The organism is Corynebacterium sp. HMSC078A10 (assembly GCF_001811565.1).
Lineage (GTDB): Bacteria > Actinomycetota > Actinomycetes > Mycobacteriales > Mycobacteriaceae > Corynebacterium > Corynebacterium hesseae.
In genome coordinates this window covers 140,830-155,991 of record NZ_KV805195.1, presented here as the reverse complement: position 1 = coordinate 155,991, position 15,162 = coordinate 140,830, and the positions used below count along the sequence as shown (strand labels likewise).

The 15,162-nt window shown below is 60.3% G+C and carries 15 protein-coding genes; 8 read left to right on the top strand and 7 right to left on the bottom strand.

The window, feature by feature from the left end; translation table 11 throughout:
- Nucleotides 1-89: 89 nt before the first annotated feature.
- Complete coding sequence (locus HMPREF2808_RS04370; protein ID WP_070563188.1) at nt 90-1,562, top strand: RNA polymerase sigma factor; 1,473 nt, start codon at nt 90-92, stop codon at nt 1,560-1,562.
- An 87-nt stretch (nt 1,563-1,649) separates the two neighbouring features.
- Here HMPREF2808_RS04370 and HMPREF2808_RS04365 read toward each other — a convergent pair whose 3' ends face one another.
- From HMPREF2808_RS04365 to HMPREF2808_RS04340, 6 genes are all read right to left on the bottom strand, one after another.
- A complete protein-coding gene (locus HMPREF2808_RS04365; protein WP_070623912.1) occupies nt 1,650-2,072 on the bottom strand; it encodes a hypothetical protein in 423 nt (140 codons plus the stop codon).
- Nucleotides 2,073-2,191: 119 nt separating this feature from the next.
- Nucleotides 2,192-2,902 (bottom strand): dihydroxyacetone kinase phosphoryl donor subunit DhaM, encoded by a 711-nt coding sequence (dhaM, locus tag HMPREF2808_RS04360; RefSeq protein ID WP_070623910.1) that lies wholly within the window; start codon nt 2,900-2,902, stop codon nt 2,192-2,194.
- A gap of 3 nt (nt 2,903-2,905) precedes the next feature.
- Nucleotides 2,906-3,571 (bottom strand): dihydroxyacetone kinase subunit DhaL, encoded by a 666-nt coding sequence (gene dhaL, locus HMPREF2808_RS04355; protein WP_070563179.1) that lies wholly within the window; start codon nt 3,569-3,571, stop codon nt 2,906-2,908.
- A 2-nt stretch (nt 3,572-3,573) separates the two neighbouring features.
- Entirely contained in the window at nt 3,574-4,575 is a 1,002-nt protein-coding gene (gene dhaK / locus HMPREF2808_RS04350; protein ID WP_070596691.1) for a dihydroxyacetone kinase subunit DhaK, read from the bottom strand.
- A gap of 107 nt (nt 4,576-4,682) precedes the next feature.
- A complete protein-coding gene (locus HMPREF2808_RS04345; RefSeq protein ID WP_070522009.1) occupies nt 4,683-6,473 on the bottom strand; it encodes a DEAD/DEAH box helicase in 1,791 nt (596 codons plus the stop codon).
- Nucleotides 6,474-6,567: 94 nt separating this feature from the next.
- Nucleotides 6,568-6,819 (bottom strand): DUF3039 domain-containing protein, encoded by a 252-nt coding sequence (locus HMPREF2808_RS04340; protein ID WP_012715089.1) that lies wholly within the window; start codon nt 6,817-6,819, stop codon nt 6,568-6,570.
- Between the two features lie 48 nt (nt 6,820-6,867).
- Between HMPREF2808_RS04340 and HMPREF2808_RS04335 the strand changes: the two genes are divergently transcribed.
- The 6 genes from HMPREF2808_RS04335 to galE all read left to right on the top strand — a co-directional run bounded on the left by HMPREF2808_RS04335 (nt 6,868) and on the right by galE (nt 12,610).
- On the top strand, nt 6,868-7,350 hold the full coding sequence (locus HMPREF2808_RS04335; protein WP_070522006.1) for a DUF3099 domain-containing protein: 483 nt from the start codon (nt 6,868-6,870) through the stop codon (nt 7,348-7,350).
- A 77-nt stretch (nt 7,351-7,427) separates the two neighbouring features.
- Nucleotides 7,428-8,969, top strand: a complete 1,542-nt coding sequence (locus HMPREF2808_RS04330; protein WP_198530958.1) for a DUF7782 domain-containing protein — start codon at nt 7,428-7,430, stop codon at nt 8,967-8,969.
- 78 nt (nt 8,970-9,047) lie between these two features.
- Nucleotides 9,048-9,524 (top strand): D-aminoacyl-tRNA deacylase, encoded by a 477-nt coding sequence (dtd, locus tag HMPREF2808_RS04325; protein WP_070521999.1) that lies wholly within the window; start codon nt 9,048-9,050, stop codon nt 9,522-9,524.
- A 138-nt stretch (nt 9,525-9,662) separates the two neighbouring features.
- Nucleotides 9,663-10,658 (top strand): sigma-70 family RNA polymerase sigma factor, encoded by a 996-nt coding sequence (locus HMPREF2808_RS04320; RefSeq protein WP_010190233.1) that lies wholly within the window; start codon nt 9,663-9,665, stop codon nt 10,656-10,658.
- Between the two features lie 283 nt (nt 10,659-10,941).
- Nucleotides 10,942-11,622, top strand: a complete 681-nt coding sequence (locus HMPREF2808_RS04315) for a metal-dependent transcriptional regulator (RefSeq protein ID WP_070521996.1) — start codon at nt 10,942-10,944, stop codon at nt 11,620-11,622.
- A gap of 4 nt (nt 11,623-11,626) precedes the next feature.
- Nucleotides 11,627-12,610 (top strand): UDP-glucose 4-epimerase GalE, encoded by a 984-nt coding sequence (gene galE / locus HMPREF2808_RS04310; RefSeq protein ID WP_070521993.1) that lies wholly within the window; start codon nt 11,627-11,629, stop codon nt 12,608-12,610.
- Here galE and HMPREF2808_RS04305 read toward each other — a convergent pair.
- On the bottom strand, nt 12,567-13,721 hold the full coding sequence (locus tag HMPREF2808_RS04305; RefSeq protein WP_070521990.1) for a DUF4192 domain-containing protein: 1,155 nt from the start codon (nt 13,719-13,721) through the stop codon (nt 12,567-12,569). The genes galE and HMPREF2808_RS04305 overlap by 44 nt on opposite strands.
- Before the next feature lie 349 nt (nt 13,722-14,070).
- Between HMPREF2808_RS04305 and HMPREF2808_RS04300 the strand changes: the two genes are divergently transcribed.
- Nucleotides 14,071-15,090 (top strand): PAC2 family protein, encoded by a 1,020-nt coding sequence (locus HMPREF2808_RS04300; RefSeq protein ID WP_070521987.1) that lies wholly within the window; start codon nt 14,071-14,073, stop codon nt 15,088-15,090.
- The last annotated feature ends 72 nt before the right edge of the window (nt 15,091-15,162 follow it).

Genomic DNA, 15,162 nt, shown 5'->3' with positions numbered 1-15,162 from the left:
CTCGGAGGCGGGCTAGCATCGGGGACTAGTCGCGACAAACTTGCGCGTCCCCATATTTTCCACTCAGAGAGCAAGTCGAAAGGGCGTACGTGGCAGCCACTGATTCTTCAGACCAGGTACTCGGCGAGGACAAGAGCGCCTCCGAGGCATCTGCACCTGCACAGAAGACCGCCAAGAAGACGGCAAAAAAGACCGCTAAGAAGACGGCCAAGAAAACCGCGAAAAAGACTGCGAAGAAGACCGCCAAGAAAACGGCTAAGAAGACGGCCAAGAAGGCAACAAAGAAAACTACTCGCAAGTCCGCCCAGAAGGCCGCGAAAAAGACGGCCAAGAAGACGGTGCGCAAGTCGGCGGCAAAGAAAGCAACCTCGCCGGAAAGCGCCGAGTCTTCGGAGGACCTCGCAGAGGATCAGACCGATGAGTTGGACGCCGAGACGTCCGATGACGCCGACATCGACTTCGATCCGGACAACGCGGAGATGGACGAGGACGACGAGTTCGGTGACGATGATGACGATTTGGAGGATGAGGACTCCGAGGACGAGGAGGAGGATGGCTCCTCCGTCTGGGATGAGGATGAATCCGCTGCCCTGCGTCAGGCCCGTAAAGACGCGGAGCTGACTGCTTCGGCCGACTCTGTCCGCGCCTACCTCAAGCAGATCGGTAAAGTCGCCCTGCTCAATGCCGAGCAGGAGGTCTCCCTGGCCAAGCGCATCGAGGCAGGCCTCTACGCTCAATACCGCATGGACGAGATGGAGAAGGCTCGCGCCGAAGGCGACAAGGCCGCCAAGCTCTCCCCCATGGAGAAGCGTGACATGCGCGCCATCGCTCGTGACGGCCGCAAGGCGAAGAACCACCTCCTCGAGGCAAACCTGCGCCTCGTGGTGTCCTTGGCTAAGCGCTACACGGGCCGCGGCATGGCCTTCCTAGATCTCATCCAAGAAGGCAACCTGGGTCTGATCCGCGCCGTTGAGAAGTTCGACTACACCAAGGGCTATAAGTTCTCCACTTATGCGACCTGGTGGATCCGCCAGGCCATTACTCGTGCCATGGCGGATCAGGCTCGTACCATCCGCATTCCGGTGCACATGGTGGAAGTCATCAACAAGTTGGGCCGCATTCAGCGCGAGCTGCTGCAGGACTTGGGCCGCGAGCCCACCCCGCTGGAGCTGGCGAAGGAAATGGATATCACCGAAGAGAAGGTGCTGGAGATCCAGCAGTATGCTCGTGAACCCATTTCCCTGGACCAAACCATCGGTGATGAGGGCGACTCCCAGCTCGGTGACTTCATTGAGGATTCCGAAGCGGTCATTGCTGTCGACGCTGTGTCCTTCACCTTGCTGCAGGATCAGCTCCAGGACGTGCTCACGACGCTCTCCGAGCGAGAGGCCGGCGTGGTTCGTCTGCGCTTCGGCCTGACCGATGGCATGCCGCGCACTTTAGACGAAATCGGCCAAGTCTACGGCGTTACCCGCGAGCGTATTCGCCAGATCGAGTCCAAGACGATGTCCAAGCTGCGCCACCCATCACGCTCTCAGGTGTTGCGCGACTACCTGGACTAGGGAGAGCAGAAAGATTTCAGCGGCGAGGAGGCCTAACCTTCCTCGCCGCTTCTTCTGTGCTCTGCGCGCTCTATGCGCATTGGATGGCTAATAATTTGGCCCCACGACAAAAATCAGTGCCATGGAAACGAAAGGAGCAATGTAGCTCCAGCCCACGCCAATGAGCATTCCCCACACCGCCATACCGGTCCCCCTGTGCTCAGGGCGTCGCCCCGATCCGAGAATGAGCGCAGCAACGCCAAGGCCTGCTGCGCACCACCCAGTGATCATGGTAAGCATCGACAGCATGAAGCCAACGGGGCTGATGAGGAGTGTCAGCGCGATGTCGATAAGTGGCGGAAGGATAGCCAAGCCCAGTGCCCATGGGGCGAGCGGGTTTTGAGTGGATGGCCTTTCATAAGGCACCGGCGCATAGGAACCCGCATAGGAATTCGGATAAGCCTGCGGGTACGGAGCCTGGTACGGATCCGCTGCGTAGTAGTTAGGTTCCACATAGTCGGGCTGGGTCATGACTTCCCACTTTCGCGAAGACTCGGCTAGGTCACTGCCCGATAGCTTATGCGAAGGCAGCGGGCGCGGTCCCCGCGTACGGGGGTCATTGCCCGCTGCTCATCGATTTCCTTGGCGCCTTAACCGTCGAGCCCCAGCTCAATGCCCGTAGCAATCCGGTCAATGACCTCTTTATCAGCAGTGTCACCGCTGATAGTCACTGAAGCACCCTGACAAGCACCAAGAGACATCAGCATCATTGCAGAGTCTGCTTCCACCTCTTCGCCATCAAAGGAAAGGACAATGACACCGTCTGCCTCTGCGGCCATCTCCGCGACCTTGGAGGCTGGACGGGCGTGAAGTCCCGCCTCATCAGCCACAGTCACTGTCAGCGAGTACCTATCTGGGTTGGTTTCGGGCTCCTCTTGATCCACCGGATCAGCGGCGGCAGACTTCTTCAGCACGAAGACCTCGATGGCCCGTTCCGCAGCTCTGGCGACGGCCGCAAGGTCATCGCCTTGTTGGGCGGCGGTGGCGGCGGCAACGGCAGCCTCGACTAGTGGGGCGTCCACAAACCGGACTTGTTCTTCATCAAGGAACTCAAGAACAGACTCAACGGTCATCGTGGCCGAGCCCAAGTCCGTGAGGACGACAACGCCGAGACCTTGGCCGAGGGCATGGCTGATGGCGCCTTCGATGTAGTCGTAGGAAGTTCCGATTCCGCCGTCTTCCAAGCCGCCGGCGGGAAGGATGGTCACATCAGCGGCCATTTGACCGGCAAGCTCTGCTAGGCCTTCAGCGAGCTTGGCCGAATGCGATACAAGGACAAGCCCAACGCGCGGTTGTGTCATGTTCTATGCCTCCTTCGTTGAAGTCTCGGCAGCATCGGCAGCCGCGGCCAGGAACAGAGCCGAGGACGTAGCACCCGGATCCTTGTGCCCAGCAGAGCGCTCCCCAAGATAGGAAGCGCGGCCCTTCGTTGCCACCATCGGAATGGTATCCTCCGCGCCGGTTGCTGCGGCGTCAGCAGCCGCCCGCACAACCTCAGCGGGACTCAGCGCGGCATCCGCCGCTTCACGGGCAGCTCGTGCGGCCGGCGCCCAGGCGTCGACCATCGTCTTCTCCCCTTCCGCGGCCTTGCCGCGCGCAGTAATCCCCTCGAGTGCAGCCTCGATTAGACTGGCCACCGTGGGCGCATCAATCGCCCCGGAACCGGCAGCCTTAGACGCACGCAAGAAAGCGGTCCCTAGCAACGGCCCGGAGGCGCCGCCAACGGTGGACATGAGTGTCTTTGCCGTCAGTTTCAGAACATCAGCGACGGTAGAATCCTCTGGGGAGATTTCCGCGCCCATCTTCTCCACGACGGCGCGGAAGCCGCGATCGACGTTTTCACCGTGGTCGCTGTCTCCAATGGCGCGGTCAAGCTCGATGAGCTCCTCGCGGTGTTCATGCGCAGCTGCAGCACAATTATTCATCCACGCTAATGCCCAGTCGGTTGAAAGAGTTACATCATTTGTCATAGTTACACTCCTTGGCGTAGTGCGGCGGTGTGGCAGGGGGCGTCGAAAAGCGCAAGGTCTTCGTCGTCGGCGCGCATGACGCTCACGGAGCACCCGGCCATATCCAGACTCGTAACGAAGTTGCCCACAAGGGAGCGTTCAATGCTCACTCCCGCCTCCTTTAAGCGCTGAGCTACCCGGCGGTAAACCACGTACAGCTCAGAGGCCGGGGTGGCTCCCATGCCGTTGACAACGACGATGGTGCGCTCGCCTTCGCTCAGCTTAAGGTCTGCCAGGACGGGATCAAGCAAGTGGTCCGTTACGTCGTCGGCCGAAACCAGCGGAATCTCCTTGCGGCCCGGCTCGCCGTGGATGCCCACGCCCAACTCAACCTCGTCTTCCCCGAGGTCAAAGGAAGGCTTGCCCACATGGGGCACGGTGCAGGCGGAAAGCGCCGCGCCCATAGTCGCGGTGTTTTCTACCACCTTTTTCGCCACAGCGGTCACTGCAGCGAGGTCATCGCCGCGCTCGGCCGCGGCACCGGCTAGCTTCTCCACCAAGAGGGTTCCGGCGACGCCGCGGCGACCGGCGGTAAACGTAGAATCCTCCACCGCGACATCGTCGTCGACGATGACCTGGCTAACTTCAATATCATCGAATTCAGCCAGCTCTGCCGCAGTATCGAAGTTGAGGACATCGCCGGTGTAGTTCTTCACGATGTAGAGCACTCCCGCCCCAGCATTAGCTGCCTCGGTGGCTGCTTGGATGGCGTCTGGAGTCGGAGATGTAAACATAGCGCCGGGCACGGCCGCGTCCAACATTCCATGGCCGACGAAACCGGCATGCAGCGGCTCGTGCCCAGAGCCACCGCCGGAGACAATAGCCACCTTGCCGTGTTCTTTCTTCTGTTTGCGGGAAACAAACAGCGGGTTCGTGTTGCGAGTGACAATATCACCGTGGGCTAACGCGAAGCCCTCTACTGATTCGGCTACTACGTTGTCCGGTGAGTTGATGAGCTTTTTCATCATCTTTCTCCTTAGGTTTTCCTTGGCCTAGAGCACTCTTCTCACAATGCTGCCGAGCCTACCCTTCGCCACCGGATACTGTGCCGGATTCTACTGCGTCCGCACAGCTACCACTTGCGTAGATAATCGATGCGCTCTTGCAACTGCTCAGCGTTACACAGCGCGGTAGGAGGTCCGCCGCAGGCCTTGCGCGCTTCGGTGTGGATGGCTCCGTGCGGGCGGCCGGTGCGCTGAGCGGTGATGGAGACCACCGTGTTGAGCTCCTTGCGCAGCGCGGAAATCTCATCCACCACGCCTGACTGGGATCCGGTGCTGCTTGCCGACGCCTCCGCCCCACGCTTGGGCGCATGCGGGGTGCCGTAGAGCTTGCGACGTTGTTCCTCCGCCGCCTCAGCAGCCCGGCGCGCCTTCTCCTCTGCCTCACGGCGATCCATCTCATCGGACTGTTTCTTGCGCAGGAGGTCCTTGACCTGGTCTGCGTCGAGAAGCCCGGGAATTCCGAGGAAGTCTTCTTCTTCGTCGGTGATATTGCCCGTGGTGAACTGCGAGCCGTTGTAGAGCAGGCCGGAGAATTCTGCTTCCGCGCCGAGGGACTCATAGGAAGGTTCGAGCATGTCCGGTTCGGACTTCTTCTTGTTGGCGTCCTCGAGCAGCTCATCATCCCAGCCCTCCTTGTCGGGGTTCTTCTCCCCTCCGAGGACGTGGTCGCGCTGCTTCTCCATGTTCTCCGCCAGCCCCAGCAGGACCGGGACAGACGGCAGGAATACCGAGGCGGTCTCTCCCGGCATGCGGGAGCGCACGAAGCGGCCGATGGCCTGAGCAAAAAAGAGCGGGGTCGAGGCAGACGTGGCATAGACACCCACTGCGAGGCGCGGTACGTCGACACCCTCGGACACCATGCGTACGGCCACCATCCACTCGTCGGTGGATTCGGAGAACTCTGCGATACGCGCGGAGGAACCCGGGTCATCGGAGAGGATGACGGATACCGGGGTGTTTGAAATCTGCTTGAGGATCTTCGCGTAGGCGCGCGCCGTCGTCGTATCGGTAGCGAGTACGAGGCCGCCGGCATCCGGCATGTTGCGGCGCATCTGCATCAGACGCGTGTGGGCAGCTTGAAGGACGGTGGGGATCCACTCGCCCTTGGGGTCCAGAGCGGTGCGCCACGCGCGGGCGGTCTGCTCCGGATTGAGGATATCGCCCAAGCGGGCCGCATGCTCCTCGCCGGCACTATCGCGCCAGCGGGACTCGCCGGAGTAGCTGAGGAAGACCACGGGGCGCACGACGCCGTCGGCAAGCGCATCGCCATAGCCGTACGTGTGATCGGAGCGGGAGACCAAGTGCCCTTCCCCGTCCTCCTCGTAGCGCACGAAAGGAATCTGGGAATCATCCGAGCGGAAGGGCGTACCGGTCAGGGCGAGGCGGTGTTCCACGTCGTCATAGGCCTCGCGCACGCCGTCACCCCAGCTCTTGGCGTCGCCGGCGTGGTGGATCTCATCGAGAATCACCAAGGTGCGCCGGGCTGAGGCCACCGCGCGGTGCTTAAAGGGGTGCATGCCTACCTGGGCGTAGGTCACCACCACGCCATCCATGGCGGGGTTGACTCCAGAAGAGTTCGTGAACTTCGGATCCAGCGCGAGCCCCACGCGGGAGGCAGATTCAGACCACTGCACTTTGAGGTGCTCGGTGGGCACCACCACGATCACGCGCTCTACGGTACGGTCCGCCATGAGCTCTGTGGCCACGCGCAGGGCGAAGGTAGTCTTACCTGCGCCTGGCGTTGCCACCGCCATGAAATCCTTCGGCTTGGTGGCCAGGAATTTATCCAAGGCCGCGCGTTGCCACACACGCAGCGAACCATTATTGGCAAATCTTTGTGCTGGAGTCTGTGTAGACACGGTCAGCGACTATCCCCCTCTAGTTATCCCAACATCCCGCTCTTGTGAAAGTCTTCGTTTTACGTCGACGCAATACTAAGCGTCGACGGCACGCTTAGCGGCGGCGCAGGCTCTTATATACGCGCTCGCAGTCCGGGCACACGGGCGAACCGGGCTTGGCTTGCTTGGTTACGGGGAAGGTCTCACCACAGAGGGCAACGACGTATTTACCGTTGACCGCGGAATCGAGGATCTGGTTCTTCTTTACATAGTGGAAAAACTTCGGGGTGTCGTCGTTGGTCGACGTATCCTCGCGGACATCAGGGCGTTCAATAGTCTTAGTCGTCGTACTCACGCCCACTATCATGCCGCATCGGTATCGAAGTTGGCGAGTCCTACCGCTACGCTGGTGGGCATGACCCCTTCGAACTCGCGCGATAACGTCCGCCATACCCCACGATCGGGGCGGCGGCGTGGGCGTCGATTCGGGCGTGAGGCTTACCTCATTACAACCGCCAAACTCGCTCCCGGCCAAGACCGGCATCGCCGCGAAGTTATCTACTCAATTTTGCAGTTTCTGCGCATCCCTTCGCTGCTTCTAGCTGGTGTCATGGTGTATGCCTGGCATTGGTGGATTGCCGCCGCCATCGTCGTGGGCGTCACCTTCCCGCTTCCCTGGATAGCCGTGGTCATCGGCAACGGGCGGGGGCAGAAGAAGGACAAACGTGACAAAGCGGTCTACAAGCCCGCACTCGCCCGACAGATGGCGCAAGCACAGCGCGAACAAATCACCAGCGGTGCTCACGGCGAACTTCCCGGCGCGCCCACATCGGAGGATTCCCCCTCGGGCACGAACGCGGAGAGTTCAACGACCACCACAATTGAGCACGAAGATTAAGAAGTCACCGTTTCCTTCCCCAACTATCAAAGGATATTTTTGTGAGCACCCAACAGCACTCCCCTTTCGGCCCGGCGATGAACCCGGACAACCCCATCGCAGACGTTGCGGAAGAACTAGCCCACGTCTTTGCTGAGGCAGGGTTGAGCGCGGATGGTATCGCGGGACACCTGGGGCCGGAGTACACCGAAGCGCTACATCGCGGCGAGCCAGCCGCCGTGGCGCTGGGAGCAAGCGGTGATTCCCGCCTGGACCACCTCATCCGGATCTTCCTGCTGCACGAACACGTACCGGCCACGCTGCTTTCCGACGTCCTCGGCGCACGCCTAGCCACCCGGCTGCTCGACTGCGGCGCGGTGCTTACCGACGAGCACGGCACCGCCTACGTGGCTTATGACATTCGGCCACACGTCATCGTGGGTAAGAACCGCATCGTGTTTTCTGATGTTGATGCTTCCCTAGTGGATCACGTGCCCGGCCCCGAGCACGTGTTGGGGGTAGGCTCTGCCAGTCTTTCCCTCTTGCACTCGACCCCGACCACACCCGTGTCCTCAGTACTAGACCTGGGCACGGGTTCTGGCGTACAGATCCTTGGGCAACTGGAGTCTGCTGAAAGAATTGTTGCGACAGACGTTCACGAGCGAGCCCTCCAACTTGCCCGCGCTACCGTCGCTGCTGCGGGCGCAGAAAACCGTGTTGAGCTTCGCCAGGGTTCTTGGTTCGAGCCCGTGCGGCACGAGAGCTTCGACCGAATCGTTGCTAACCCTCCGTTCGTGGTGGGCTTGCCCGAGGTGGGCCACGTGTACCGGGATTCCGGCCTCAATCTGGATGGAGCAAGTGAGCTTGTCATATCGCAAGCTGTGGAGCACCTCAATCCTGGGGGCACCGCACACATTCTCGCTGCGTGGGTACACCAAGGCGACAAGTCTTGGCAGCAGCGGGTTGCCTCATGGCTGCCGGATACCGGCGTGGCCGCGTGGATCATTCAGCGCGATGTGGCGGACCCTGCGCTCTATGTTTCCACGTGGTTGAGCGATGAATCCGTGGATGTTCGCAGTGCCGAAGGCCAGGAGCGTTCACGCCGTTGGCTGGAGCATTTCTGTGATCATGATGTCACCGGCATCGGGTTTGGCTTCGTGGCTATCCAGCGCATCGCAGACGACGAGCCCTCCGATGTTTTGGCGGAGACCATGGCGCAGCCAGTCATCGATCCGCTCGGGCCCGAAGTGGAGGAATACTTCGCTCGCATTGAATGGCTACGCAACCTGGTGCCGGGTGAGCTGGAAACAAAGCATGTGCAGCTGCGCCCAGGTGTCGCCCGCGAAGACGTTTCACTGCCCGACACGGAGCTTGGCATGGGCTTTGAGCGCGCAGCATTACGGCTCAGCCGCACGGACGGTCCGCGCTGGCAGCATGACGTCGACGAGCACCTCGCGGCGATCGTCGCCGGGCTCAATCCCCACGGGCTGAGTATTGGGGAGACCATCGAGCTCTATGCCGCCGCGCAGGGCTTTGAGGAATCCGAGTTGGTCAGCGCCGCGCTTCCAGCCATTGTGGATCTCATCCGCCATGGGCTACTCATCCCTACGGAACTGTTGGCGTTTAGCAACACTGAGTAGCCCTCTCCCTCCCCCAAGTCCCTCGCGTTTGTCATCTGAGAAAGAACTCCTCCCCAGAAAGGTCGTGCACTCGATCCCATGCGTGCTGTCTTAACCCGCGTTTCCGAAGCAACCGTCACCGTAGACAACGACGTTGTCGGCTCTATTTCCTGCCCGGATACCGGCGGCGTCTTAGCGCTCGTCGGTGTTTCCCGCGAGGACGTCGCGGCAGGTTCTGATTCCGGCACTGCCGAGGGACCAACCTTGGAAGAGCGGATGGACACGATGGCGCGCAAAATCGCTGAGCTGCGCATCCTAGAAGGCGAGACGAGCGTGGCCGACAGCGGTGCGCCTGTTCTGGTGGTAAGTCAGTTCACCCTTTACGGGCGAACGGCCAAAGGCAGGCGCCCATCGTGGTCAGATGCCGCACCGGGTGAAGCCGCGCAGCCGGTTATCCAGGGAGTTGTCGCTCGCCTTCGCGAGCGCGGGATCACTGTGGAGGAAGGCCGCTTTGGAGCGATGATGCGCGTCTCCTCCGTCAATGAAGGACCGTTTACCGTGCTCGTTGAGGTCTAGCTTCGGCGCGCCTCCCCCAAAATGGCCTAAAACCTCTCGCACATCCCGGGTGATTAAACATTTTTGGGCCCGTGGGAACTATCTGACGCGAAGGCCCGTTGTAGGGGATGAACCAAGCCGCAACTTAGGAGGCATGAGATGGCCACATCATCCGCTGCTAGCGTCCAGGACGAGGACGGACAGGAAGTTGACCGCGGCTCACGCCGTAACCAGACCAATGACAATCCCTCCGCGGACTTGGTCCGCGTTTACCTCAATGGAATCGGCAAGACTGCGCTGCTGAGCGCCGAGGACGAGGTTGAATTGGCGCAGACCATTGAGGTTGGCCTCTACGCCGAGTACAAGCTCGCCAATGCCGAGAAGCTAACTCGCGCGGAGAAGCGTGACCTGAAAATTTTGGCCCGCGAAGGTAAGAAGGCACGCTCCCACCTCTTGGAGGCAAACTTGCGCCTCGTGGTCTCCCTGGCTAAGCGCTATACCGGCCGCGGCATGCCGCTACTGGATCTCATCCAGGAGGGTAACTTGGGCCTGATTCGCGCGATGGAGAAGTTTGACTACGCCAAGGGCTTCAAGTTCTCCACATACGCAACCTGGTGGATCCGCCAGGCCATTACCCGCGGCATGGCTGACCAGTCCCGGACAATTCGCCTCCCTGTACACCTAGTTGAGCAGGTTAATAAGCTTTCGCGCATCAAGCGCGAGATGTACCAATCCCTAGGCCGCGAGGCTACGAACGAGGAGCTCGCAGAGGAATCGGGAATCGAAGAGTCCAAGATCGAAATGCTGCTGCGTCAGTCCCGCGATCCTGTCTCCTTGGATATGCCGGTGGGCACCGATGAAGAGGCTCCACTGGGAGACTTCATCGAGGATGCCGAAGCAACGGACGCCGAAACCGCCGTGGTTGCTTCCATGCGCCACTCCGATATCCGCTCCGTCATTGGTTCTTTGGAGGAGCGCGAGCAGGACGTCATCCGTTTGCGCTATGGCTTGGACGATGGGGTTCCGCGCACCCTCGACCAGATTGGCCGCAAGTTCGGTCTCTCCCGCGAACGCGTTCGCCAAATTGAACGTGAGGTCATGGCCAAGCTGCGCGAAGGAAACCGCGCCGATCGCCTCCGCGAATACGCACTCTAAATCTTTTATTCGAATCCTGGCATGAGCCATCGAGCCAGCTACCTGCTAGCCCAGCTGAAACAGCATTGTGGGCTTTGGCGGTCAGCGCTCGGTGGCTTTCGTCGTTCCACAAGGTCCCGCGAGGTTGCCGTGCCCCGTCGAACCCCGCCGGAGGCACAGCGCTGCGCGCTCAATACTTTCAATGAATGCGCTATTGTTTAAGATATTCTCTTAATACATCCTTATTACCGCGTCTAAACCTATGTGGCTACGCACCGCCCACAACGCAGAAAGGTAAGCCCACGTGAGGGACCTAGTTGACACCACGGAAATGTATCTGCGCACCATCTACGAGCTCGAAGAGGAAGGCATCACTCCCCTCCGCGCGCGGATCGCAGAGCGTTTAGAGCAGTCTGGGCCGACCGTATCCCAGACCGTGGCTCGTATGGAGCGCGATGGTCTGCTCCACGTGCGCACTGATCGCAGCCTCGACCTCACCCAACAGGGCCGCGAATTGGCAACCAACGTCATGCGCAAGCACCGCCTAGCTGAACGCTTGCTCACAGACGTCCTTGGACTGGACATCGACAAGGTCCACGACGAGGCCTGCCGGTGGGAACACGTCATGAGTGAAGAGGTAGAAAAGCGCGTCGTCGCGGTATTGGAGGATTCCTCGCGCTCACCATTCGGCAACCCCATCCCAGGCTTGGCACAGTTGGGCACGACCCCGGTGGAGCTCGACTTGGGAACCCGCGCCATCGACCTCCCCACGGGACAAGAAACTGAAGCCACCATCGTGCAAATCAATGAGGTGTTGCAGGCCGACAGCTCGACCTTCGATGATCTTTATTCCTGCGGAATCCAAATCGGTTCGCAGGTGACGGTGGTCAATGAGAGCGGAACCATTACGCTGACGACGAAGTCGGGCCATACTGTCGAGCTTGTCGACGATCTCGCCCACGCCATCCGAGTTAAGGAGAAGTAAGACGATGAAGCTGTTAGTTACCGGTGGTGCCGGATATGTCGGCAGTGTGTGCGCGGCAGTCTTGGTTGAAAAAGGCCACGACGTCACCATCATCGACAACTTCTCTACCGGCAACCGCGAGGCCATCCCAGAGCAGGCACGTCTCGTTGAAGGCGACGTCGCTGATGTCGCCCGTGAGGTGTTGTCTGAAGGTGGATTCGACGGCGTGCTGCACTTTGCGGCGCGTTCCCTCGTCGGTGAATCCGTTGAAGCCCCCGCTGACTATTGGCAACATAATGTCGTAACCACGCTGACGCTCCTAAACGCCATGCGGGAATTCGAGGTCACAAACCTCGTCTTTTCCTCGACCGCTGCAACCTACGGCGAGCCAGCGCAAGTGCCAATTACGGAGTCGATGCCTACGCAGCCAACGAATCCCTACGGCGCGTCCAAGCTCGCAATTGACTACATGATCACGTCCTATGCCACTGCCTACGGCCTTGGGGCGACCTCCTTGCGCTACTTCAATGTCGCCGGAGCCTACGGCACCATTGGAGAAAACCGCGAAGTAGAAACCCACCTCATTCCCCTCGTCCTGCAGGTAGCGCTGGGGCACCGCGACAAGATTTACATCTTCGGCGATGACTACAACACCGCCGACGGCACCGCGGTCCGGGATTACATCCACATCCGAGACCTGGCAGAGGCCCACGTCCTAGCGCTGGAGAGCAACGCCGCAGGAACGCACCGCATCTACAACCTTGGCTCCGGGGATGGCTACTCCGTCAAACAGGTCATTGAGGCCTGCCGCGAAGTAACCGGTCACCCCATCCCGGCTGAGCTTGCACCTCGCCGCGCTGGGGATCCCGCAACACTCGTGGCCTCTTCGGAAAAGATCAAATCCGAGCTCGGGTGGAACCCCAGCCGCACCGATCTGACCACCATCGTGACAGACGCGTGGAACTTCACCCAGCAGCTCGGCGAGCGGGCACATTCTGCGCATCGCTAGCCGCATCCTCTGAATGCTCCTCCCCTTCCCCTATAGCGTTTTCATAGGCTTTGAGGGCGCCTGTATGAATTGAGTCCCGAATCTTTTCGTGCAGGCCATGACGGTATGCCTGGCACAGGAGTGAGCCTAGGCGGTGGCTGGGAAATTCTTCCACGACGAGCTGCAATGCAGGACCCGCGAGGATATCCCACTCCTGTTCCAGCTGCGCCAGCGCAAAGAGAGTCAGCGCGTTTGCCCGCAACTCGCCGCCGAATGTCCGCGCCGCCGCCAGAAGGAGATGCGCTCCCTTTTCGCCCGACGTCGCGCACACGTTCACGACAAGGTCGCGCGTCCACGTCGTTGACAGCCACACAGCACAGGTTGCCAGCAGCTCACTGTCCTGCTCAGCCTCCTCCACCGACGCCACCTGGTGAAGCGCCCACCGAGCATCGTCGAGCAAGTGATCCAAGAGGTCCTTTCGTTTCTTTCCCCGCACAGCTGCTACCTGCGCACGATACTGCGTCGCCGTTTCTCGCGCTTGCCGTGCCAAGGCATCGGCTTCGGCAGCATCCAGATACTGGTTCCCTGCGGCAAAGACAGCAAAGAACTCCTCCCTATTGAGCTCCGGTACAACATTGTGGTCGACGCAAGAGCGCATCGAGGGGGCGTCGGTCAGCGCCGGTATTGTCCCCTCAACCCACTTCTTCATTGGCCCGCTTCCATCCGCGTTGACGGTTCCATGAAGCAAGACATAAGCCTCATGTTTGGTGATTTCCCGGGTATGCCACGCAGCGTCGACCTCCAGCCCGTCCTCGGCGCGGTCTAGGCCATATAGCCAGTGAGCCACCTCCCTGAGCTCGGTGAGGGGACGCTTCGAAATAAGGAATGCAAACACACCTTCGCGGGCGTGCTCGGCCAGTAACGGCGAGATGTCCGCTACTGCCCCTTGGGCATCAGCAATGTCGACGCGAGCAAGCGGGCCCATGGCTGGGCCTCGCGGGGTGGTATCGATAGCCATGAAAACCACCGATTCAGTGGGATAGAAGCCTAGGAGGCCAGGGATGTTTGCGAGGAGGTGACCTGGGGTCGTTATCGGTGGAGTGCGGTCTGTATGCGTTGAGAGTGTGTTCATACCTTGTAGCCTGAACCACACTTACCTCAGTTCGCTAGAGCACTAAGACCGTCCACGGCACATCTGTGGATAACGAGTCCGGGCTAGTGCGCAGTCCACTGGAAGTAGCCCGGTTTTCCACACCCAGCAAGTGGAATCCTGGCACAACCAGCCTCCATATGGCATGCTTGAACGATCATCACTGGTTCCCTGCGGGAGCCCCGCGTGTACGGACCAGCTTCGCGTTCGCCCCGGACGCCCAGTCGCCTCTGGGAATAGGCGGTAAGCCTTAAGCGTTGCATGTCACAGAACACTGATTGAGGTCGTACGCTCGAGAACAAGCACACGGCTAGAAGGAGGAGTCACAACCATGCAGGAAGAACAGCGCCGCATGTACGAGCTGGAGTACCCCGCTCCAGTGGTCAAGGATGATTCCACTCCAGGCGCAGGCCCCACAATGATCGTTGCCATGAATGGCTACGCCGATGCAGGCCAGGCCGTTGAAGCCAGTGCTGATCACCTCAAAGCCGCGTTGGAAAACCGCCAGCTGGCCTCGTTTAATAACGACGAACTCATTGACTACCGTTCACGCCGCCCTGCCGTCACTATCGACCATGACCGCACCGTGGAGATTGAGAACACGGATTTGGGCATCAAGGTATTGCGGGATAATTCCGGCACGCCTTTCTTGCTGCTGTCCGGACCGGAACCGGACTTGCGGTGGGAGGCCTTTACGGATGCGGTAGTGAACTTGGTTGAAAAGTTCGATATCAAGAACACCATCATGCTCTACTCCGCGCCCATGCCGGTGCCACACACCCGCCCCACGGTGGTCACTGCGCACGGCAATGCCCCGGAACTCCTTAACTCTATGGTACGCATGGAATCCACCATGATGGTCCCCGGCGCAGCCGCCCTGTATATTGAGCGTGCCTTGGATAAGAAGGGCCGCCGCGTGGCCGGCTATACCGCGCATGTGCCGCATTATCTGGCGGCCTCGCCTTATCCAGCGGCCACGCTCCGTCTTCTGGATTCGGTTGCCTCAGCCGTCGACCTCAACATTCCCTTGGGTAGCTTGGAGGCAGACGTGGCTCGCGTCAACCAGCAGCTCGAGGAGCAGGTGACGGATTCTGAAGAGATCGCGGGCGTGGTCCGCCAGTTGGAAGAGCAGTACGACGCTTATATGGAGCGCTACCGTTCCCGCCATCCGCAGGCCATTATGCCGGGTGAAGAGCACATGCCTACGGGCGAGGAAATCGGGGCTGACTTCGAGGCTTTCCTTGCCGGACTCGATGACAACCCGGATATCCTCTCTGAAGACATCGACGACCGCGAGGATAACTACGGGCGCGACGAGGGCCCCGGCTCAGACATGGACGATGACGTCTAACCTCAGATAAGCTCAGCACGCCGCGGCTGTCGAGGAGTCTCGGTCTTTCACAGCCGCAGGGCGGAGACTTAT

Excerpts from the sequence above, each read along its gene's own strand:
- dhaM (WP_070623910.1), bottom strand. The coding sequence starts at position 2,902 with ATGACACAACCGCGCGTTGGGCTTGTCCTTGTATCGCATTCGGCCAAG.
- HMPREF2808_RS04330 (WP_198530958.1), top strand. The coding sequence starts at position 7,428 with ATGAACCCGGACAACCCCATCGCAGACGTTGCGGAAGAACTAGCCCAC.
- dhaL (WP_070563179.1), bottom strand. The coding sequence starts at position 3,571 with ATGACAAATGATGTAACTCTTTCAACCGACTGGGCATTAGCGTGGATG.
- dtd (WP_070521999.1), top strand. The coding sequence starts at position 9,048 with ATGCGTGCTGTCTTAACCCGCGTTTCCGAAGCAACCGTCACCGTAGAC.
- HMPREF2808_RS04365 (WP_070623912.1), bottom strand. The coding sequence starts at position 2,072 with ATGACCCAGCCCGACTATGTGGAACCTAACTACTACGCAGCGGATCCG.
- HMPREF2808_RS04300 (WP_070521987.1), top strand. The coding sequence starts at position 14,071 with ATGCAGGAAGAACAGCGCCGCATGTACGAGCTGGAGTACCCCGCTCCA.
- HMPREF2808_RS04340 (WP_012715089.1), bottom strand. The coding sequence starts at position 6,819 with ATGATAGTGGGCGTGAGTACGACGACTAAGACTATTGAACGCCCTGAT.
- HMPREF2808_RS04335 (WP_070522006.1), top strand. The coding sequence starts at position 6,868 with ATGACCCCTTCGAACTCGCGCGATAACGTCCGCCATACCCCACGATCG.
- HMPREF2808_RS04305 (WP_070521990.1), bottom strand. The coding sequence starts at position 13,721 with ATGAACACACTCTCAACGCATACAGACCGCACTCCACCGATAACGACC.
- galE (WP_070521993.1), top strand. The coding sequence starts at position 11,627 with ATGAAGCTGTTAGTTACCGGTGGTGCCGGATATGTCGGCAGTGTGTGC.
- HMPREF2808_RS04320 (WP_010190233.1), top strand. The coding sequence starts at position 9,663 with ATGGCCACATCATCCGCTGCTAGCGTCCAGGACGAGGACGGACAGGAA.
- dhaK (WP_070596691.1), bottom strand. The coding sequence starts at position 4,575 with ATGAAAAAGCTCATCAACTCACCGGACAACGTAGTAGCCGAATCAGTA.